This window comes from Methylomonas sp. MgM2, from assembly GCF_054172045.1.
This window is the reverse complement of record NZ_JBSYXO010000002.1, coordinates 18,190-35,793: the sequence shown is the minus strand read 5'-3', so window position 1 is coordinate 35,793 and position 17,604 is coordinate 18,190. Positions and strand designations below refer to the sequence as shown.

Below are 17,604 nucleotides of genomic sequence, written 5' to 3'. Positions count from 1 at the left end.
TTAGTGCAGCCGGTGATTGCGAGCGACCAGTTCAGACGGTATCGGCAAAGGAGGTAGTTGTACAAAAAAACCCCTGTTTTCGAGGCTTGCCATCACTTTGGATACGTCCTCCCTGGCAAGTTTACGTTGTGGCGAAAGTTGCAATTCCATGACAAATTGCAGGCGCCCCAGGCTCTTAAATAGGTCTTCCGGGATTGCGGAAAAATCATCTTTCTTGTCGAGATAAAGGTAAAGTTCGTCTTTTTTCGAACTTTTGTAGATAAAACATAACATCGGGAAAAACTCCGGAAGACTAATCCTGCCAATTTTAACGGTTTTTCGATAAAATTTTCAGTTTGCTTTCACCCGATTATTGACCCAAATGCCGAACTCAGTTCCGAAGCCCGATAATTTTTTTCGCGTCGCTTGTTATTTTGAAGCGGCGCTTGTCTTATTGGCGATGCTGATTGGTTGGCTTTCCGGAGTTGATCCTTTTGCATATTTAATCTTCGATGAACAGGCTTTGACAAACGGCGTATTGTTAACTTTGCCTCTGTTGTTGCTGTTTTTTGCAATGCAACAACTGCCCTATACGCCGCTGCAACAAATCAGAACCTTGTTGCTGGAGACGTTGGGCGCGAGGCTTTACCGCCGCCATTGGACGGATTTGCTGATTCTAGCGGCCATCGCCGGCTTTTCGGAAGAGATATTATTCCGCGGCGTCTTGCAGCCCTGGCTGGAAAATATCACCGGTATTACTGCCGGATTACTGATCAGTAACGCCATCTTTGCGTTGGTGCATGCGGTAACGCCGCTTTATGCCTTGTTGGCCATGCTAATGGGTTTATATCTGGGGGTGAGCCTGGATTACGGCGGCGAACGGAATTTAACGACACCGGTTGTGATTCACGGATTTTACGATTTTGTCGCGTTCGTTGTTATTCTGCGCGACTATAGGAACAAATATTTTTAAATTGGCATGGCTTTATCACCCGAAAACAACGAACGCTTGACCCTGCATTGGCTGATTTGCGCAGCGATGTTAATGATGTTGGCCGTCTACAATATTGTTTGCCATTTCTGGGCCGACGACATCAGATTAAATATCGACGAACCGCAACGCATATTAATCCGCACCGTTTTTTATGTGATCGCCATTGTTTTATTTCCACTGACAAATTTAATGCGACATATTCTGTTGCGCCTGAACCAAACCATGCCGGGGGCAAAGTCCGCGGAACAGCGCTATTTGGTCACAGTGATCGTGACTCAGTCCATGATAGAACCGGCTGGCCTATTCGGTTTCATCATGTTTGTGTTGGGCGACGATTACAATACCCTCTACATTTTTACCTTGTTGGGTGTGTTGGGGGTTTATCTGCATAAACCCGATCAAGCCGAATTGCAGTCGATTGTTTTCGCGCTGTCCGAAAAAAACGATTCATCCTCTATATAAATGAGCTATTTACGTTTTTGTCGCAACCCGGCATTAGGTTGTACAATGCGCTGCTATTTAGAATTTAGCTCAGGTGTCACATGAAAATCATTCAGGAAGCGCTCACCTTCGATGACGTATTATTGGTCCCGGCCCATTCGGCCGTATTGCCGCGGGAAGTGGAGCTTAAAACCCAATTGACCAGAAACATCACCCTGAACATTCCTCTGGTATCCGCCGCAATGGATACCGTCACCGAAGCTCGCCTAGCCATTGCCATTGCTCAAGAGGGCGGCATCGGCATCATCCACAAAAACATGACCATCGATCAGCAGGCGCAACACGTAAGCCGCGTCAAGAAATACGAAAGCGGCGTGATTAAAGATCCGATCACGGTTTCTCCGAACGCCACCGTGCGGGAAGTGTTGGAATTGACGCGTTCGAAAAATATATCCGGCGTACCGGTTGTCGATGGCCAGGAATTAGTCGGCATCGTCACAAGCCGCGATTTAAGGTTCGAAACCCGCTTGGACGAATCGATCCGCTCCATCATGACGCCTAAAGAAAGACTCGTCACCGTCAACGAGGGTGCCAGCCAGAAGGAAGCGATAGAACAGTTGCACAAGCATAGGATCGAAAAAGTACTGGTCGTCAACGACGATTTTCAACTGCGGGGCTTGATCACCGTAAAAGACATCCAAAAGGCCAAAGACAATCCCCAAGCCTGCAAAGACGAACAAGAGCGACTGCGTGTAGGTGCCGCGGTAGGCACCGGCGCCGGTACCGAGGAAAGGGTTGCTGCGTTGGTGAGCGCCGGCGTCGACGTCATCGTGGTCGACACGGCCCACGGCCACTCGCAAGGGGTATTGGACCGGGTGAGTTGGGTCAAACGCAACTTCCCGCAAGTTCAAGTGATCGGCGGCAACATCGCGACCGCCGCAGCCGCCAAAGCATTGGCCGAGGCCGGTGCCGACGGCGTGAAAGTCGGCATAGGCCCCGGCTCGATTTGCACGACGCGTATCGTGGCCGGCGTCGGCGTACCGCAAATCACCGCGGTTTCCGACGTTGCCGCGGCCTTGAAAGGCTCCGGCATTCCATTGATCGCGGACGGCGGCATCCGCTATTCCGGCGACGTCGCCAAGGCTCTGGCGGCCGGCGCTTACGCGGTGATGCTGGGCGGCCTGTTCGCCGGCACCGAGGAAGCGCCCGGCGAAGTCGAGCTGTACCAAGGCCGTTCCTACAAATCGTATCGCGGCATGGGCTCGATTGGCGCGATGGCGCAAGTACAAGGCTCCAGCGACCGTTACTTTCAGGACTCCACCGAAAACGTCGAAAAACTGGTGCCGGAAGGCATCGAAGGCAGAGTCCCCTACAAAGGCAGCGTGTTGGCCATCATCCACCAGTTATTGGGCGGCATACGCTCCAGCATGGGCTACACCGGCAACGCGACGATCGAACAAATGCACCAAAATGCCCAGTTCGTCAGAGTTACCAGCGCCGGCATGCGCGAAAGCCATGTACACGACGTGACCATCACCAAAGAAGCGCCGAATTACCAGTTGAATTAATCGATTTATGTGGGTTGGGTTTACCCTTCGAGCATGAAAACGAAGCGTAACCCGACATATCAAGCATCAACGGTGGGTTGCGCTTCGCTAACCCACCCTACGTTTTTTCGAAGGCCCCGCCCGTGACCCAAACCAACATCCATTCCGACAAGATCCTGATCCTCGACTTCGGCTCGCAATACACCCAATTGATTGCCCGCCGCATCCGCGAAATCGGCGTCTATTGCGAAATTTACGCTTGCGATTGCAGCGACCAAGAAATCCGGAATTTCGATCCCAAAGGCATCATCCTGTCCGGCGGCCCGGAAACCGTGACCAGCACCGACACGCCGCGCGCACCGCAAATGGTGTTCGAACTCGGCATACCGGTTTTGGGCATTTGTTACGGCATGCAGACCATGGCCGAACAATTGGGCGGCAAGGTCGAATCGTCCGACCACCGCGAATTCGGCTATGCACAAATCCGCGCCCGCGGCCATTCTTCCTTATTGAAGGAAATCGAAGACCACGTCTCGCCGGAAGGTTACGGCTTATTGGACGTCTGGATGAGCCACGGCGACCGCGTGGTCGAGCTGCCGCAAGGCTTCAAGCTGATCGCCAGTTCAGACGGAGCGCCGATCGCCGGCATCGCCGACGAAGACCGCAATTTCTACGCGCTGCAATTCCACCCGGAAGTGACTCACACCAAACAAGGCGGGCGTATTCTCGGGCGTTTCGCGCTTGAGATTTGCGAGTGTCAGGCATTGTGGAACGCCAGCAATATCATCGAAGACAGCATTACCACGGTCAGAGAAAAAGTAGGTAACGACCAAGTTATACTGGGCCTGTCCGGCGGCGTCGATTCCTCGGTAGTGGCCGCATTACTGCACAGAGCCATAGCCTCGCAATTGACCTGCGTGTTCGTCGATACCGGCCTGTTGCGTTTGCACGAGGGCGATCAAGTCATGTCTATGTTTGCCCAGCACATGGGCATCAAAGTCATACGCGTCGATGCCGAAGCACGCTATATGGCGGCCTTGGCCGGCGTCAGCGACCCCGAAGCCAAGCGTAAAATCATCGGCAACCTGTTCGTCGAAATCTTCGACGAAGAAGCCGGCAAGCTGACCGACGCCAAATGGCTGGCGCAAGGCACGATCTACCCCGACGTGATCGAGTCGGCCGGCGCCAAGAGCGGCAAGGCGCATCTAATCAAGTCGCACCATAACGTCGGCGGCTTGCCGGAAAACATGACGCTGAAACTGGTCGAACCCCTGCGCGAGTTGTTCAAGGACGAGGTGCGCAAATTGGGCCTGGAACTGGGCCTGCCGGCCGACATGATTTATCGCCATCCGTTTCCCGGCCCCGGCTTAGGCGTGCGCATCCTGGGCGAAGTCAAAAAGGAATACGCGGACCTGCTGCGCCAGGCCGATGCGGTTTTCATCGAAGAACTTTACCGCCATGATTTGTACGATAAAGTCAGCCAAGCCTTCGCGGTATTCCTACCGGTCAAGTCAGTCGGCGTGATGGGCGACGGCCGCAAATACGACTACGTGGTGGCGATACGTGCCGTCGAAACCATCGATTTCATGACCGCGCGCTGGGCTCATCTGCCCTACGACTTCTTGGATTTGATATCGCGGCGGATTATCAACGAAGTCAACGGCATTTCGCGGGTGACTTACGATATTTCCGGCAAGCCGCCGGCGACGATTGAATGGGAGTAAAAAATCTAGGCGAAAGTTTAATTTGGGACAAACAATTCGCTCTTTAGCCGACATCAAGAGACATTCACAACGACACCCAAGGCAAAAATGATGAACTTTGATTCGGTTATTTTATATTCGATAATGCTTATAGTTATAGCTCAATTTATCTGGTCTAAAATCAAGCCTCCAAAAGTAGATAACGATTTACATCACTTTTCAAAATCAGCTAAAGAGCTAGGTCAACACAAATATGAAAAAATCATTCGATTAAACCAGAGTTTTATAGATAAAAATGCATTAGAAGAATATGCGTCCTTAGTGAGAGACGCTACACAGTCACTTTCAATGTATATGGACACAACAGAAAGAACAAGCGACAGGCAAGAGTTAGAGAGACAAGCAATATATTGGATGACATGGACAAAGTATTATCAAAAAAAGTTTGAAAGGCTTGAACAAAAATACAATTTTATGATTGAAGACGATTAGGCCAGTTGGATGTGCCGACAATAGGAATCTCAACGATCGCGAATGATGCGCCTCACTTTGTTCGGCACATCCTACATTTTTCAATAAATAAGGTAGTATGTAATGGGAAGCCAAGAAATTCTTGAACAAGCATTGCGCCTGAGACCGGACGAACGCTTCGCGCTGATCGAGGGCTTGCTCCGTAGCTTGGATAAACCGGACAAACAACTCGATGCGCTTTGGGCGGATGAGGCGGAAAAACGGCTCAATGCCTATCGTGACGGGCTTTTGGAAGCGATACCGATGGAGGAAATATTCAAGGAAGAACCGTGAAGGTCCTATTCTCGGAATTCGCACGACAGGAACTGATGGATGCCGTTGCCTACTACGAACTGGAGTACAAAGGCCTGGGCAAACGATTCAAGGACGAAGTTAGAAAAGCGACGCTTAGAATTGCCGAATACCCTTGCTTGGTCAATCGAGCGTGGCGAAATTAGAAAATGCTTACTCCATAAATTTCCATACAAATTACTCTATTCAATCGAGAACGATCACATCCTGGTGTTAGCCGTAGCGCATCAACACAGGAAGCCCGAGTACTGGATTGATCGTATTGAAGAGTAAGAAACCTTTCTAGTCACCTCTCTCACAAGTTTTCCATGCCTCCCGAACAATTCCGGCAAAAACTCTTAGCTTGGTTCGACCTCCACGGCCGCAAAGATTTGCCGTGGCAGCAGGACATCAATCCGTACCGGGTCTGGGTGTCGGAGATCATGCTGCAACAGACGCAAGTAGCCAGCGTGATCGGGTATTTCGAGCGTTTTATGGCGTGTTTTCCGAGCGTGCAAAGTTTGGCGGAAGCGGAACTTGACGAGGTGTTGCAACATTGGTCGGGATTGGGTTATTACGCCCGCGCGCGCAATCTGCACAAAACCGCGCGAATCGTTGCCTGTAACGGCGGCGAGTTTCCGCAAACGGTCGAAGAGTTAAGCGCCTTGCCCGGCATCGGACGCTCGACGGCGGGTGCGGTACTCAGCATCGCCTGTGGGCAAAGCCAGCCCATATTGGACGGCAACGTCAAGCGGGTGCTGGCGCGTTTTCATGCAATACGCGGCTGGCCCGGAAATGCCAAGACCGCCGAGCGGTTATGGCAAATCAGCCGACGCTACACGCCAAGCGAGCGCTGCGGCGACTATACCCAAGCGATGATGGACTTGGGCGCGACCCTTTGTACCCGCAGCAAGCCGCACTGCGAGATCTGTCCGGTTCGAGACGGCTGTCGAGCTAAAAAATTGGGATTAGTCGGCCAATTGCCCGAACCCAAGCCGCGCAAGGCCCTGCCGGTAAAACAAGTCTATTTCCTGTTGCTTAGGGACGACAACGAACGGATATTACTGGAAAAACGTCCGCCTACCGGCATTTGGGGCGGCTTGTGGAGTTTGCCCGAATTCGAGGAAATCGGTGAGCTTCAAGACTGGACCCAGCGCCGTAATCTCGTGTTGACCGAAACGATACCGTTACTACCCAAGCGCCATACCTTCTCGCACTACCACTTGGACTACACGCCGTTAACGGCGAGAACACAAAACCCCACTAATGCTGTGATGGAAGCCGGCGGCGATGTCTGGTATAAAATCGATCAAATTCATTCACTCGGACTGCCGACGCCGATCAAGCGTCTGCTACAAGACATCACTTAGAGGAATACTATGACAAGAATGGTTAAATGCGTGAAGCTGGGCGTCGAGGCCGAAGGCCTGGATGCGCCGCCTTTTCCTGGGCCGAAGGGTCAGTACATTTTCGAAAACGTTTCCAAACAAGCTTGGAAAGATTGGCTGGCCATGCAAACCATGATCATCAACGAGCGCCGTTTGGCCGCTTTCGACCCCGCCGCCAAGAAACTGCTGGAAGAAGAGCGCGAAAAATTCCTGTTTGCCGGCGGCTTCGAAATGCCGGAAGGCTATGTCCCCAAAGACGACTGATCGAAATTTTCGCTAGGGCAAGAAAAAAGGGCCGGTTGCTACCGGCCCTTTTTTCGATCAGTGTATCAAACCTCGGTTTTTCAGAGCCGCATAGAGTTCGTCGACGTTATATTCGCCGCAATCAAACGATACATCGGCTTGACCCGACTGACTATTCAACCGCAAACATAGCAGTCCGGCATTTTTGATGGCTATCGCCAATTCATCGCCGCCATGTTCCAGAATGGTCACCGCGTGGCCGGTATCGAACAATCTCCGCTCCAGATGATAGGCGGTTTGTTCGGCATTAGCGCCGGTCAAGGTGATTATCGACGCGATCTGGCTAAACCGAGTCGCGCGTTCTTCCGCTGTCACGCGCGACCATTCATCTTCGCTGGCGTCGCCGCATATCATGCCGGCGCCGACCGTGACGTTGCTCAGTCTATCGATGACGATGAACGAGCCGGTCGCTTTGTTCAGCTTATAAGGATCGAACACGACCGGCGCATTGACTGCAACGGTACACAAACCGATTTCGTTCAGCTTCAGTTCGTTGGCGTCGTGATGCTCCAGCGTATTGACGTCCACCCGATGATGGATCATGGACACCGAACCGGACACGCTGCGAGTGGCCAGTTTGATGGCGTATTGCCGACCCGGCGTCATCGCTTGTTCGGTCATCCAAACGATGTGTGCCTTGAATTTGTCCGCGACACTGGCGGCGTTTTCATGTTGGCCGACTATGACGTCGCCGCGGCTAACGTCGATTTCATCGGTCAATGTCAAGGTGACCGCCATGCCGGCAAAGGCTTGGTCCAGATCGCCGTCGAAAGTGACGATGGATTTGATATGGCTGGTTTTGCCGGACGGCAGCGCGGTGATCGCATCGCCCTTGTGGAAAACACCGGAGGCCACCGTGCCGCAGAAGCCGCGAAAATCCAAGTTAGGGCGGTTGACGTATTGCACCGGGAAACGGGCGTCGGCGAAATTGTGGTCGCTGGCGATTTCGATGGTATTGAGCAACTCCATCATCGGCTTGCCGGTGAACCAAGGCATGTTGAGGCTTGGGTTCACGACGTTGTCGCCGTCCAGCGCCGACATCGGAATGAAGTAAACGTCGTGCAAATCCAAAGACTTGATGAATTCCAGATAGTCGGATTTGATTTTGTTGAAAGTCTCTTCGCTGTAGGCCACCAAGTCCATTTTGTTGACCGCGACGATAATGTGCTTGATGCCCAACAGCGATGCGATGAAACTGTGGCGCTTGGTTTGGGTTTGCACGCCGTAGCGGGCGTCGATCAGAATCACCGCCAAATCGCAGGTCGAGGCGCCGGTCGCCATGTTGCGGGTGTATTGTTCGTGGCCCGGGGTATCGGCGATGATGAATTTGCGCGTGGAGGTCGAGAAATAGCGATAAGCCACGTCTATCGTGATGCCCTGCTCGCGTTCGGCCTGCAAGCCGTCGACCAGCAAAGCCAGGTCGATCTTGCCGGCACCGGTGGTGCCGGATTTGACGCTGTCTGCCGCTACCGCGGCCAATTGGTCTTCATAAATCATTTTGGAATCGTGCAACAAGCGGCCGATCAAGGTGCTTTTGCCGTCGTCCACATTGCCGCAGGTCAAAAAGCGCAGCAATTCTTTGCGTTCGTGTTGCGCCAAATAGGCGTCGATGTCGGTTGCGATTAAATCGGATTGGTGGGACATAATATTCTCTAAATTCGTTGCTGATCGGATGGACGTTAGAAATAGCCTTCGCGCTTTTTCTGTTCCATCGAGCCGGCTTGGTCGAAATCGATCAAACGGCCTTGGCGCTCGGAGGTCGTGGTCAGCAGCATTTCCTGAATGATTTCCGGCAATGTTGTCGCGGTGGATTCCACCGCGCCGGTCAATGGATAACAACCCAAGGTACGGAAGCGCACCATTTTCATTTCGACTTTGTCGTCCGGTCCCAGCGGCATGCGTTCGTCGTCTACCATGATCAGCATGCCGTCTTTTTCGACTACGGGGCGTTCTTTGGCGAAATAAAGCGGCACAATCGGAATGTTCTCCAGGTGGATATATTGCCAAACGTCCAACTCGGTCCAATTCGACAGCGGGAATACGCGGATGCTTTCGCCTTTGTCGATCTTGCCGTTGTAGATATTCCACAATTCGGGACGCTGGTTCTTAGGGTCCCAGCGATGATTTTTGTCCCGGAACGAATAAACCCGTTCCTTGGCGCGCGATTTTTCCTCATCTCGGCGGGCGCCGCCGAAAGCGGCGTCGAAGCGGTATTTATTCAAGGCCTGCTTCAACGAATCGGTCTTCATCACGTCGGTATGTTTTTTACTGCCATGAGTAAAAGGACCTATACCTTGTTCTACGCCTTCTTGGTTGATGTGTACGAGTAAATCCCAACCCAATTCTTTCGCCATGCGATCGCGAAACTCGATCATTTCCCGAAACTTCCATGTGGTATCCACGTGTAACAGCGGAAAAGGCGGCTTACCCGGGAAAAAGGCTTTGCGGGTCAGGTGCAACATGACCGCCGAGTCCTTGCCGATGGAATACAACATGACCGGTTTTTCAAATTCCGCCGCCACTTCGCGGATGATATGTATGCTTTCGGCTTCGAGTTGTTTTAGATGAGTCAATTTGTAATCGGTCATTAACGTTCCGCGGCACTGGGCCCATATTTTCAGAAAATTGTAATCCCGGTATTTTAAAGGTAAAGGCCTGCTTTAGGCTATTGTCTGCGCGGTTTGTTTTCGAAAATGAACGGAGTTCGCGCAAAATTCGGTCATCAAGCTGTTAATTTGGAAAGCAAAAAACAAAAAAAAGCGGCCTGAGAAGACCGCTTTAGGAGGAAGGGTTAAGCAACTCAGTTACGCATAACAATGCATGAGTTGCGCGCATCTTAATGCGACGGAGGATATTTGAAAATGTGACGTATTGTCACACGCGACAAACTGTCGCAGATTGGCAACATTCAAGATGCAACATATCTTGCTCGCCAAATTAACACAATTTAAAACAGCTTTGTTGCAGGAATACAACGACTGGTAAAAAAGAAGGCAGGCGACTACCCGGTAGCCGGCTGCCATCAGCACATAGATTCAGTTAATTACCGCCATTGAAACTAATTTGTAAGGCATGTAACGCATTTTCGCATTCAGGAGTCGACTGCTGAGTGCGACTGTCGAAGCATTGCTGGTTTTTAGCTTTTGCTTCTCGAATATTGGCCACATACCAGGCTACGGATTTTTCGTTTTCGGCTTGAGCCTGATTGGGCTCTTCTGCGCTGATGACGTTAAAAGCACTCAAAGCCAGCAACACGGCTGATGAAATTAAGATAATAGTTGATTTTTTCATGATTTATCTCCCTATAAAGAACAATGGGTAAACACCCTCGCCACGGTAGGAGCGAGTGGTCCAAAGTCTACTCAATTAATATTTCCTGGAAAATGTGGCGGATTGCCGCGCGACAAATTGTCGCCAGAGTATAGTTACTAATTTGTTTGAGTAACCCGCTTGCATGCCTTATTCATGCTCGATTGTTTGGCGCTCAAGTTTGCCTTCAAATTGATGAGCGATAGTCTGCATGACCAAAATCAACACGACCCCGGATAGAATAAACCCAATTTGTTGCAATGAGGTTTTGATATCGGTTTTTTGATGTAGGGAAGGAATCAAGTCGGCTACGGCGATGTATATGAAACTGGATGCGGCCAAGGTCAAGAAATAAGGCAGGACATGATGTAAGTCCCCTAAACTGATATAAGCCAACACACCGCCGATTACGGTTGTCAAACTTGCCAACACGTTATACAGAAAGGCTTTACCTCGTGTGTAACCGCTGTGTAATAGAATCGCAAAGTCGCCGACTTCTTGCGGAATTTCGTGGGCTGCGACCGCTAAACTGGTAATGATGCCGAGTTGCGGATCGGTTAGGAATGCGGCACCGATCAATACGCCATCGACGAAATTATGAATACTATCGCCGAGTATGATGAACATGCCTGCAACACGGCGACCATGATCGTCATGATGATGTACGCGATGATCGTCGTGCGAATCCTCGCCGTGGGCCTCGCAGGCATGGGAATGACAGTGCCGCCAAACCAACAGTTTCTCCAGAATGAAAAATGACAAAATGCCGGCCAATATTGTTGCTGATAGGGCCGATATATCATCAGCCGCAACTTCTTCAAAAGCATGAGGAATCAAACCGCAAAAGGCGCCGGTTAATAATGCGCCGATGGCAAAGCTGATTCCATGCGGCAAGATGTGCTGTCTGCGATGCTCCGGTAACAATAAAAATACGCCGGCCGCAATGACACTGAGTATGCCTCCCAACGCAGTAAAAGTAACTATCGACAACAAAATACTCAAATTTAATCTCTCCAGATCAAACTGGCCATACGACCAGTCGCAGCACCATCGCGGCGATAAGAATAAAAGCGCTGGCTATCATTTACGGTGCAATAATTGCCGCCATGGATACGATCTATTCCCTCTTCGGCTAATGCTATACGTGCCAATCGATAGATATCGGCTAACCATTTGCCGGACGGACTGGCTTTAAACGCTTCCTCCGCCTTCGAATTTGCTTGAACGAACGCGGTGCGTACATCGTCGCCTACCTCGAAACTTTCCGGACCGATTGCAGGCCCCAACCACACGGAAATATCACGGCAATTCATCGCGGCCAAGGTTTGTCTGATCACGCCCGCCAATAACCCGCGCCAGCCGGCATGTGCGGCGGCAATGACATCACCCTTGTCGCCGCACAATAAGATGGGTAAACAATCGGCCGTCAGCACCGCGCAAACAATGCCCGCCTGATCGGTATAACTGGCGTCGGCTTCTTCCAAGCCCCCGGCCTGATCCGCTTTAACCACGCGCACACCATGAACTTGCTGTAACCAAACCGGCTCTGACGGTAATTGCAGCATTTCTCGAATCCGCTGCCTGTTCGTTTGCACATGAGCGGGATCGTCGTTTACGTGACCAGCGGGATTCAAGCTGGCGTAAGCGTCTAAACTGACGCCTCCGGTGCGTAAAGTCGTAACGGCGCGTACTGCCGCAGGCAGCGGCCAATCAGGCTTGATCCAATTCATTTTCCGCCAGCAATTTGATCAAATTCTGCATGTCGTCCGGCATAGGCTGTTCCCATTCGCAATACTCTCCGGTTTCCGGATGATCCAATCCTAAATTGGCGGCGTGTAAGGCTTGACGTTTAAAATTGCGTAGCGCCTCGGCCAACGCCGGGCTGCACCCCGCCGGCATCTGGAAACGTCCGGCATAAATAGGGTCGCCTACGATAGGATAATTAATATGGGCCATATGCACGCGGATTTGATGGGTACGGCCGGTTTCCAATTTTACTCGAATCAAGGTATGACGTTTGAAGCGCTGCTCCAATCGATAGTGCGTCACCGCTTCTTTTCCGTCGCGACGGACGGCATTCCGTTTGCGGTCTACCGGATGACGGCCGATGGGTTCGTCGACCGTACCGCCGGCTGTCATCCAACCTTTTACCAGTGCCAAGTATTCGCGGTTAATCGTGCGTTCTTGCAATTGTTCGACTAGGCTATGGTGGGCTTTCAATGTTTTGGCAACCATCAACAGGCCGCTGGTGTCCTTATCTAAACGATGCACAATGCCCGCACGCGGCAAAGCGTCTAACCCAGGCGAGTGATGCAGCAGCGCATTGACCAGGGTGCCCTGCCAATTTCCGACCGCCGGATGCACGACGAGTCCGGCGGGTTTATTGACGATAAGCAGCGAATCGTCTTCGTACACAATATCCAGCGGAATATCTTCAGCTTCATAGTCCAGCACGGCTTCGGCTTCGGCATTCAGTTCGATTTCTTCGCCGCCGTCCAATTTATCCCGGCCTTTGCGCTGTTCGCCGTCCACCAACACGCGGCCGTCTTTAATCCATGCTTGTAGCTTGCTGCGGGAATAATCGGGAAAAATTTCGGCCAGACATTGATCCAGGCGCATGCCCGCCAATTCTTCGGGAACTATTGCCGTTAATTTCGTCATAATCGTTTTTAAGTTATACTCGCGCGTCGGTATGCAGAATAGCGCAAAAAACCCGCAATATTACAACGTGTTGTCTTTCCTATGCGATTACTTTTAATAAAAGCTCTCTTACTTGGCAGTTTAGTTTCGATTTTGCCGGGCTGCGAAACACTAAGCGCCTTAGGTAAGGAGGACAGTTCGGCAAAGGAAGACGAATACATTGGCTGGAATGATGAAAAATTTCATCAGGAAGCCAAAGCGGCACTGGATGACAAAAACTATCAAAAGGCTATCAAACTCTACGAAGCGCTGGAGGCCCGCTATCCGTTCGGCGATTATGCCGCCCAAGCACAACTGAATGTCGCGTACGCCTACTACAAGAACGATGACCCGGAAGCCGCATTGGCCGCAGCCGAGCGATTTATCAAGGTCAACCCCAGAAATCCGCACGTGGATTATGCCTATTATTTGAAAGGCTTAATCAACTATAACCGCGGCATCGGCTTTATCGATCGCTTCATGCCTACCGATACCTCGCAACGCGACCCCGGTAGCGCCAAGGACGCATACGATAATTTTCAAGAGCTGATTCAACGATTCCCCGAGAGCAGATACGTACCGGATGCCCGTCAACGCATGGTGGCCTTGCGTAACAACATGGCCATGTACGAGGTCCATGTCGCCGATTTTTATTTGCGGCGCGAAGCCTATGTGGCCGCCGTCGATCGTGCCAATTACATCATCAAAGAATATCAGCGCACGCCGGCGGTGCCGCTTGCGTTAAAAATCATGCAGGATGGGTACCGCGAACTGGGTATGGACGACTTGGCGGCCGATGCCGAACGCGTGTTCAATTTGAATTATCCTAACGGGATGCCTGTGCTTAACACCAAGGAGCAAACTTTCATGGAACAGGCTTGGGAAGCCATCGGCATGGATAAGTAAAAACTTGAGTCTGTTTTTTCGTTTTATAGCGACCAATTTATCGCTGTTTCTCTCCGCACCGACCTTAGCCAAGGATTTTGAACCGCTGTTTCAAAACCGCTTTTTCGCACTGTCGCAAAGCAACGAACTGCTGTGCGCAACCAGTGCGCAACAATTTACTCCGACCGAACGGTTGTCGGAAATCGTTCGTTTCTATGAACGCAATCATCCGGACCTGCGTCAACAGGCGGTAGCCGTGTTGACTGATCATAAAAACCCGGACCGTATGGACGATCTATCCGACTATAAGGAGGATTGTGCAGACAGCACGTCCGTTGATATCTGCGTACTGGAAAAATATTGGGATGATAAAGATGCCGCTTGGCGGGCGTTGGCTCTGTTTTACGACACCAAAACCGTTGTCAAGCACAGCGAGGATCCGAATTATTTGATAAAGCCGTTTACCGGCGAGCATTTGCGCCTCTTCGAAAAAGCCATACGCAAAATCCCGTCATTTCTGCGCCAACGTATCAGTAGAGCCAAGCCGGTTGAAAACTTGGATAAAGAAATTGCCGACCAGCCCGACGCCATTCAGGAATTAATCAAAGATGCCTTTCAGCAGGATTACAACACCAGCATCTGGCAAGATCATAGACATCCATTGACATTAGTGCCCGGCATCGGCTTTCGTTCGCAAACCGTGGCGCAGGTCTTCAGCGGCCAAAACCTGATCGTTTTCACGGTTAAGGAATTCGACAAAGGCAAAGAAGACGCGGTCTACCGGGACATCGACGTGCAATACCTGGTGGATTTCCGTTTGCCTATCGTCGTGCACGAAATCGCGCATACCATCGACAATTTCCATTTTTGGAACGGCGAAGACGATTTATACTTTTTCTACAAATACCACAAGATTTCCAACGACGAACAAATCATGAAGACCATCGCCGACGCCAAGCTGGCCCTGTGGCCGTCCAAGTGGTTCGAGGCTTTCGAGTACCTGCATGATATCAACGACGGCCGTTACGACGGTAATGTTCAGGAAAAACTGGCCGAGCTGGTGGCGCAATATATTCTGATCCCGGAACGTCTTAAGCAAAGTGCGCCCGCGGCCTATCATTGGTTACGTAACGAGGTGTTTCGCGGTATCGAATATCAAGGTTATGATAGTTGCCCGACCCCGGTAACCAGACCGTTAACCTGGTGGCAGAAATACGCCAGCGGCAAACAGCTGGGCCGATAAGCGGCTTATGGTTGTTTAATCGAATTTAAGAGGCAATGCCATGGCTTTTGCATTGGAAAAAGACAAGCACTACAGCTATCGCGATTATCTAAGCTGGCCGGACGATGTGCGCTGCGAATTGATCGATGGCAAGGTTTATATGATGACGCCCGCACCGTCATTGGCACATCAAGAGTTAGCGGGCGAGATATTTAGACAAGCGGCAAATGCCTTAACGGGCAAGCCATGCCGCGCCTTGGTCGCTCCGCTCGACGTGCGCTTGCCTAGGCATGACCAAGCCGACGAAGACACCGACGTCGTCGTTCAGCCCGACGTACTGGTGGTATGCGACGAAAAAAAACTGGATCGCCGCGGTGTGCGCGGTGCACCGGATTGGATTGTGGAAGTACTGTCTCCTTCTTCGGTTAGCCGGGACCAGATCGAAAAACGCCGTATCTACGAACGCCACGGCGTATTGGAGTTTTGGCTGGTTCATCCAACCGACCGGCTATTGACTATCTACCGCCTGCATAACGGCGAATACGGTAAACCGGATATTTTTGAGTTACATGGCAAAACCGCCGTCGGCGTATTGCCCGAGGTCAGCATTGATTGGGATTTGTTGGCTCCCTATTTGAAAAATGATGAAACCCCATGAAAAAACCGCAAACCATTTCTTTACAGGAACAGTTACTCAAAGCGGGCCTGGCCAGCGCAGCGAAGGCCAAGCAAGTCAAGGCCGAAAAGCGCAAGCAAAACAAAGCGCAGCGCAATAACGGCGCAGAGGCCGTCGATGAAGTCAAACTCGGCGCCGAGCAGGCGCGCCAGCAGCAGGCCGAGCGCGATCGGGAACTGAACCGGCAACGCAAAGCGGCCGAAGAACGAAAAGCCTTGGCCGCCCAAATCAAACAACTGGCGCAACTGAACCGCATCGCCCAGCATGCCGACGGCGTGGCCTATCAATTCAATCATGCCAACAAAGTCAAAACGGTCTATGTGGACGAAAAAGTGCGCGAAGCCTTGATCAACGGCCGCGCCGGCATCGTCAGTCTGGAATCCGGCTACGAAATCGTACCGGCCGAAATCGCCCGTAAAATCGAAGCCAGAGACCCGTCCGGCATCGTGTTGCTGAACCGGGCGACGCAAGACATCCCCGCCGAGGACGACCCATACGCGGCCTACCAAATTCCCGACGACTTGATGTGGTAAAGCGAACATCCGCAGCGCAGCGCGGCATTCTTCCATCTTATTCATGAAACAATACCTGGACCTCGTTCAAAACATACTCGATAACGGCAGCTGGCAACAGAATCGCACCGGCATTCGAACCCTCAGCTTGCCCGGTGCGATGCTGCGCTACGATTTGCAGCAGGGCTTTCCGGCCGTAACCACCAAAAAACTGGCGTTCAAATCGGCCATCGGCGAATTGGTCGGCTTTCTGCGAGCTTCGCGCAACGCCGCCGACTTTCGCGCCCTCGGCTGCAAAGTCTGGGACCAAAACGCCAACGAAAATGGCCAATGGCTGGAAAATCCTTACCGGCTGGGGCAGGACGATCTAGGCCCGGTTTACGGCGTGCAATGGCGGCAGTGGCCGGCGTACAAACTGATCGACCCGAATCGGCCTTTGGGCAATCGACAGATCGCCGATGCGCTAGAGCGCGGCTACCGGCAGATAGGCTTGCTCGAACAGGACGGAAGCAGCCGGGTCCTGCTTTACAAAGCCATAGACCAGCTAAAACAGTGTTTGGACACCATCATGGCCGACCCCGCCAACCGCCGCATCCTGTTCCACGGCTGGAACTGGGCGCAATTGGAAGAAATGGCCTTGCCGCCCTGCCATTTGCTCTACCAGTTTCTGTGCAATCCGTCGGCGCGGGAAATTTCGCTGTGCCTTTATATCCGATCGAACGATATCGGTCTCGGCGCGCCGTTCAATTTGGCCGAGGGCGCGGCGCTGCTGCATTTGGTCGGGCGCTTGACCGGCTATAAACCGCGCTGGTTCAGCTATTTCATCGCCGACGCCCATATCTACGAAAATCATATCGAGATGTTGCAGGAGCAATTAAGGCGCGAACCGTTCCCGGCACCGAAACTGATTCTGTCCGAGCGGATTCCGGACTATGTCGTCACTGGCCGGTACGAACCGGATTGGATCGAAAAAATCGAACCTAGCGACTTTCGCTTGGAAAACTACCGGCACCATGCTCCGCTGTCGGCGCCGATGGCGGTTTGAGTATTGGGATTTCGCCGGTTTGCCGTAAACGATTTTACAAGGAGCAGTGTAGCAGTCGGCCAAAAGCGGTCCTCCTTGCATGCCAATAGCAGTCATTGAATTTTCAATCTCCAGACGTTC

General features: G+C 51.9%; 21 protein-coding genes. 14 read left to right on the top strand and 7 right to left on the bottom strand.

The window, feature by feature from the left end; translation table 11 throughout:
- The gene (locus tag ACW73I_RS01805) at positions 1-273 is read right to left on the bottom strand and encodes a YcgL domain-containing protein (RefSeq protein WP_458027496.1); all 273 of its coding nucleotides are present in this window, start codon (positions 271-273) and stop codon (positions 1-3) included.
- Positions 274-361: 88 nt separating this feature from the next.
- Here ACW73I_RS01805 and ACW73I_RS01800 point away from each other — a divergent pair, with 88 nt between their 5' ends.
- From ACW73I_RS01800 to ACW73I_RS01760, 9 genes are all read left to right on the top strand, one after another.
- A complete protein-coding gene (locus tag ACW73I_RS01800) occupies positions 362-952 on the top strand; it encodes a CPBP family intramembrane glutamic endopeptidase (protein ID WP_458027495.1) in 591 nt (196 codons plus the stop codon).
- Positions 953-958: 6 nt separating this feature from the next.
- Complete coding sequence (locus tag ACW73I_RS01795; protein ID WP_458027494.1) at positions 959-1,435, top strand: hypothetical protein; 477 nt, start codon at positions 959-961, stop codon at positions 1,433-1,435.
- Between the two features lie 80 nt (positions 1,436-1,515).
- A complete protein-coding gene (gene guaB / locus ACW73I_RS01790) occupies positions 1,516-2,982 on the top strand; it encodes an IMP dehydrogenase (RefSeq protein ID WP_458027493.1) in 1,467 nt (488 codons plus the stop codon).
- A 122-nt stretch (positions 2,983-3,104) separates the two neighbouring features.
- Positions 3,105-4,685 (top strand): glutamine-hydrolyzing GMP synthase, encoded by a 1,581-nt coding sequence (gene guaA, locus ACW73I_RS01785; RefSeq protein WP_458027492.1) that lies wholly within the window; start codon positions 3,105-3,107, stop codon positions 4,683-4,685.
- 87 nt (positions 4,686-4,772) lie between these two features.
- Positions 4,773-5,156, top strand: coding sequence for a hypothetical protein (locus tag ACW73I_RS01780; RefSeq protein WP_458027491.1), 384 nt, complete (start codon positions 4,773-4,775; stop codon positions 5,154-5,156).
- Between the two features lie 102 nt (positions 5,157-5,258).
- Entirely contained in the window at positions 5,259-5,468 is a 210-nt protein-coding gene (locus tag ACW73I_RS01775) for an addiction module protein (protein WP_458027490.1), read from the top strand.
- Positions 5,465-5,632: a type II toxin-antitoxin system RelE/ParE family toxin gene (locus ACW73I_RS01770; RefSeq protein ID WP_458027489.1), complete on the top strand. Its 168-nt coding sequence runs from the start codon at positions 5,465-5,467 to the stop codon at positions 5,630-5,632. Before ACW73I_RS01775 ends, ACW73I_RS01770 begins: the two co-directional genes overlap by 4 nt.
- A 162-nt stretch (positions 5,633-5,794) precedes the next feature.
- Complete coding sequence (mutY, locus tag ACW73I_RS01765) at positions 5,795-6,835, top strand: A/G-specific adenine glycosylase (RefSeq protein WP_458027488.1); 1,041 nt, start codon at positions 5,795-5,797, stop codon at positions 6,833-6,835.
- Between the two features lie 9 nt (positions 6,836-6,844).
- Positions 6,845-7,117 (top strand): oxidative damage protection protein, encoded by a 273-nt coding sequence (locus tag ACW73I_RS01760; protein ID WP_458027487.1) that lies wholly within the window; start codon positions 6,845-6,847, stop codon positions 7,115-7,117.
- A 57-nt stretch (positions 7,118-7,174) separates the two neighbouring features.
- Here ACW73I_RS01760 and cysN read toward each other — a convergent pair whose 3' ends face one another.
- From cysN to rluD, 6 genes are all read right to left on the bottom strand, one after another.
- Positions 7,175-8,800, bottom strand: coding sequence for a sulfate adenylyltransferase subunit CysN (cysN, locus tag ACW73I_RS01755; RefSeq protein ID WP_458027486.1), 1,626 nt, complete (start codon positions 8,798-8,800; stop codon positions 7,175-7,177).
- A gap of 35 nt (positions 8,801-8,835) precedes the next feature.
- Complete coding sequence (gene cysD / locus ACW73I_RS01750; protein ID WP_458027485.1) at positions 8,836-9,744, bottom strand: sulfate adenylyltransferase subunit CysD; 909 nt, start codon at positions 9,742-9,744, stop codon at positions 8,836-8,838.
- Positions 9,745-10,195: 451 nt separating this feature from the next.
- Positions 10,196-10,447, bottom strand: a complete 252-nt coding sequence (locus ACW73I_RS01745) for a hypothetical protein (RefSeq protein ID WP_458027484.1) — start codon at positions 10,445-10,447, stop codon at positions 10,196-10,198.
- Positions 10,448-10,615: 168 nt separating this feature from the next.
- Positions 10,616-11,467: a ZIP family metal transporter gene (locus ACW73I_RS01740; RefSeq protein ID WP_458027483.1), complete on the bottom strand. Its 852-nt coding sequence runs from the start codon at positions 11,465-11,467 to the stop codon at positions 10,616-10,618.
- A 2-nt stretch (positions 11,468-11,469) separates the two neighbouring features.
- Complete coding sequence (pgeF, locus tag ACW73I_RS01735; protein ID WP_458027482.1) at positions 11,470-12,195, bottom strand: peptidoglycan editing factor PgeF; 726 nt, start codon at positions 12,193-12,195, stop codon at positions 11,470-11,472.
- Positions 12,176-13,126 (bottom strand): 23S rRNA pseudouridine(1911/1915/1917) synthase RluD, encoded by a 951-nt coding sequence (gene rluD / locus ACW73I_RS01730; protein ID WP_458027481.1) that lies wholly within the window; start codon positions 13,124-13,126, stop codon positions 12,176-12,178. Before rluD ends, pgeF begins: the two co-directional genes overlap by 20 nt.
- Positions 13,127-13,207: 81 nt before the next feature.
- Here rluD and ACW73I_RS01725 point away from each other — a divergent pair, with 81 nt between their 5' ends.
- The 5 genes from ACW73I_RS01725 to ACW73I_RS01705 are packed head-to-tail and all read left to right on the top strand — an operon-like array spanning position 13,208 to position 17,484.
- A complete protein-coding gene (locus ACW73I_RS01725) occupies positions 13,208-14,050 on the top strand; it encodes an outer membrane protein assembly factor BamD (protein ID WP_458027480.1) in 843 nt (280 codons plus the stop codon).
- A 4-nt stretch (positions 14,051-14,054) separates the two neighbouring features.
- Positions 14,055-15,272, top strand: coding sequence for a hypothetical protein (locus tag ACW73I_RS01720; RefSeq protein ID WP_458027479.1), 1,218 nt, complete (start codon positions 14,055-14,057; stop codon positions 15,270-15,272).
- 40 nt (positions 15,273-15,312) lie between these two features.
- Positions 15,313-15,909, top strand: coding sequence for a Uma2 family endonuclease (locus ACW73I_RS01715; RefSeq protein ID WP_458027478.1), 597 nt, complete (start codon positions 15,313-15,315; stop codon positions 15,907-15,909).
- Positions 15,906-16,460 (top strand): DUF2058 domain-containing protein, encoded by a 555-nt coding sequence (locus ACW73I_RS01710; RefSeq protein ID WP_458027477.1) that lies wholly within the window; start codon positions 15,906-15,908, stop codon positions 16,458-16,460. The genes ACW73I_RS01715 and ACW73I_RS01710 overlap by 4 nt, the downstream gene beginning before the upstream one ends.
- Positions 16,461-16,503: 43 nt before the next feature.
- Positions 16,504-17,484, top strand: coding sequence for a thymidylate synthase (locus ACW73I_RS01705; RefSeq protein ID WP_458027476.1), 981 nt, complete (start codon positions 16,504-16,506; stop codon positions 17,482-17,484).
- The last annotated feature ends 120 nt before the right edge of the window (positions 17,485-17,604 follow it).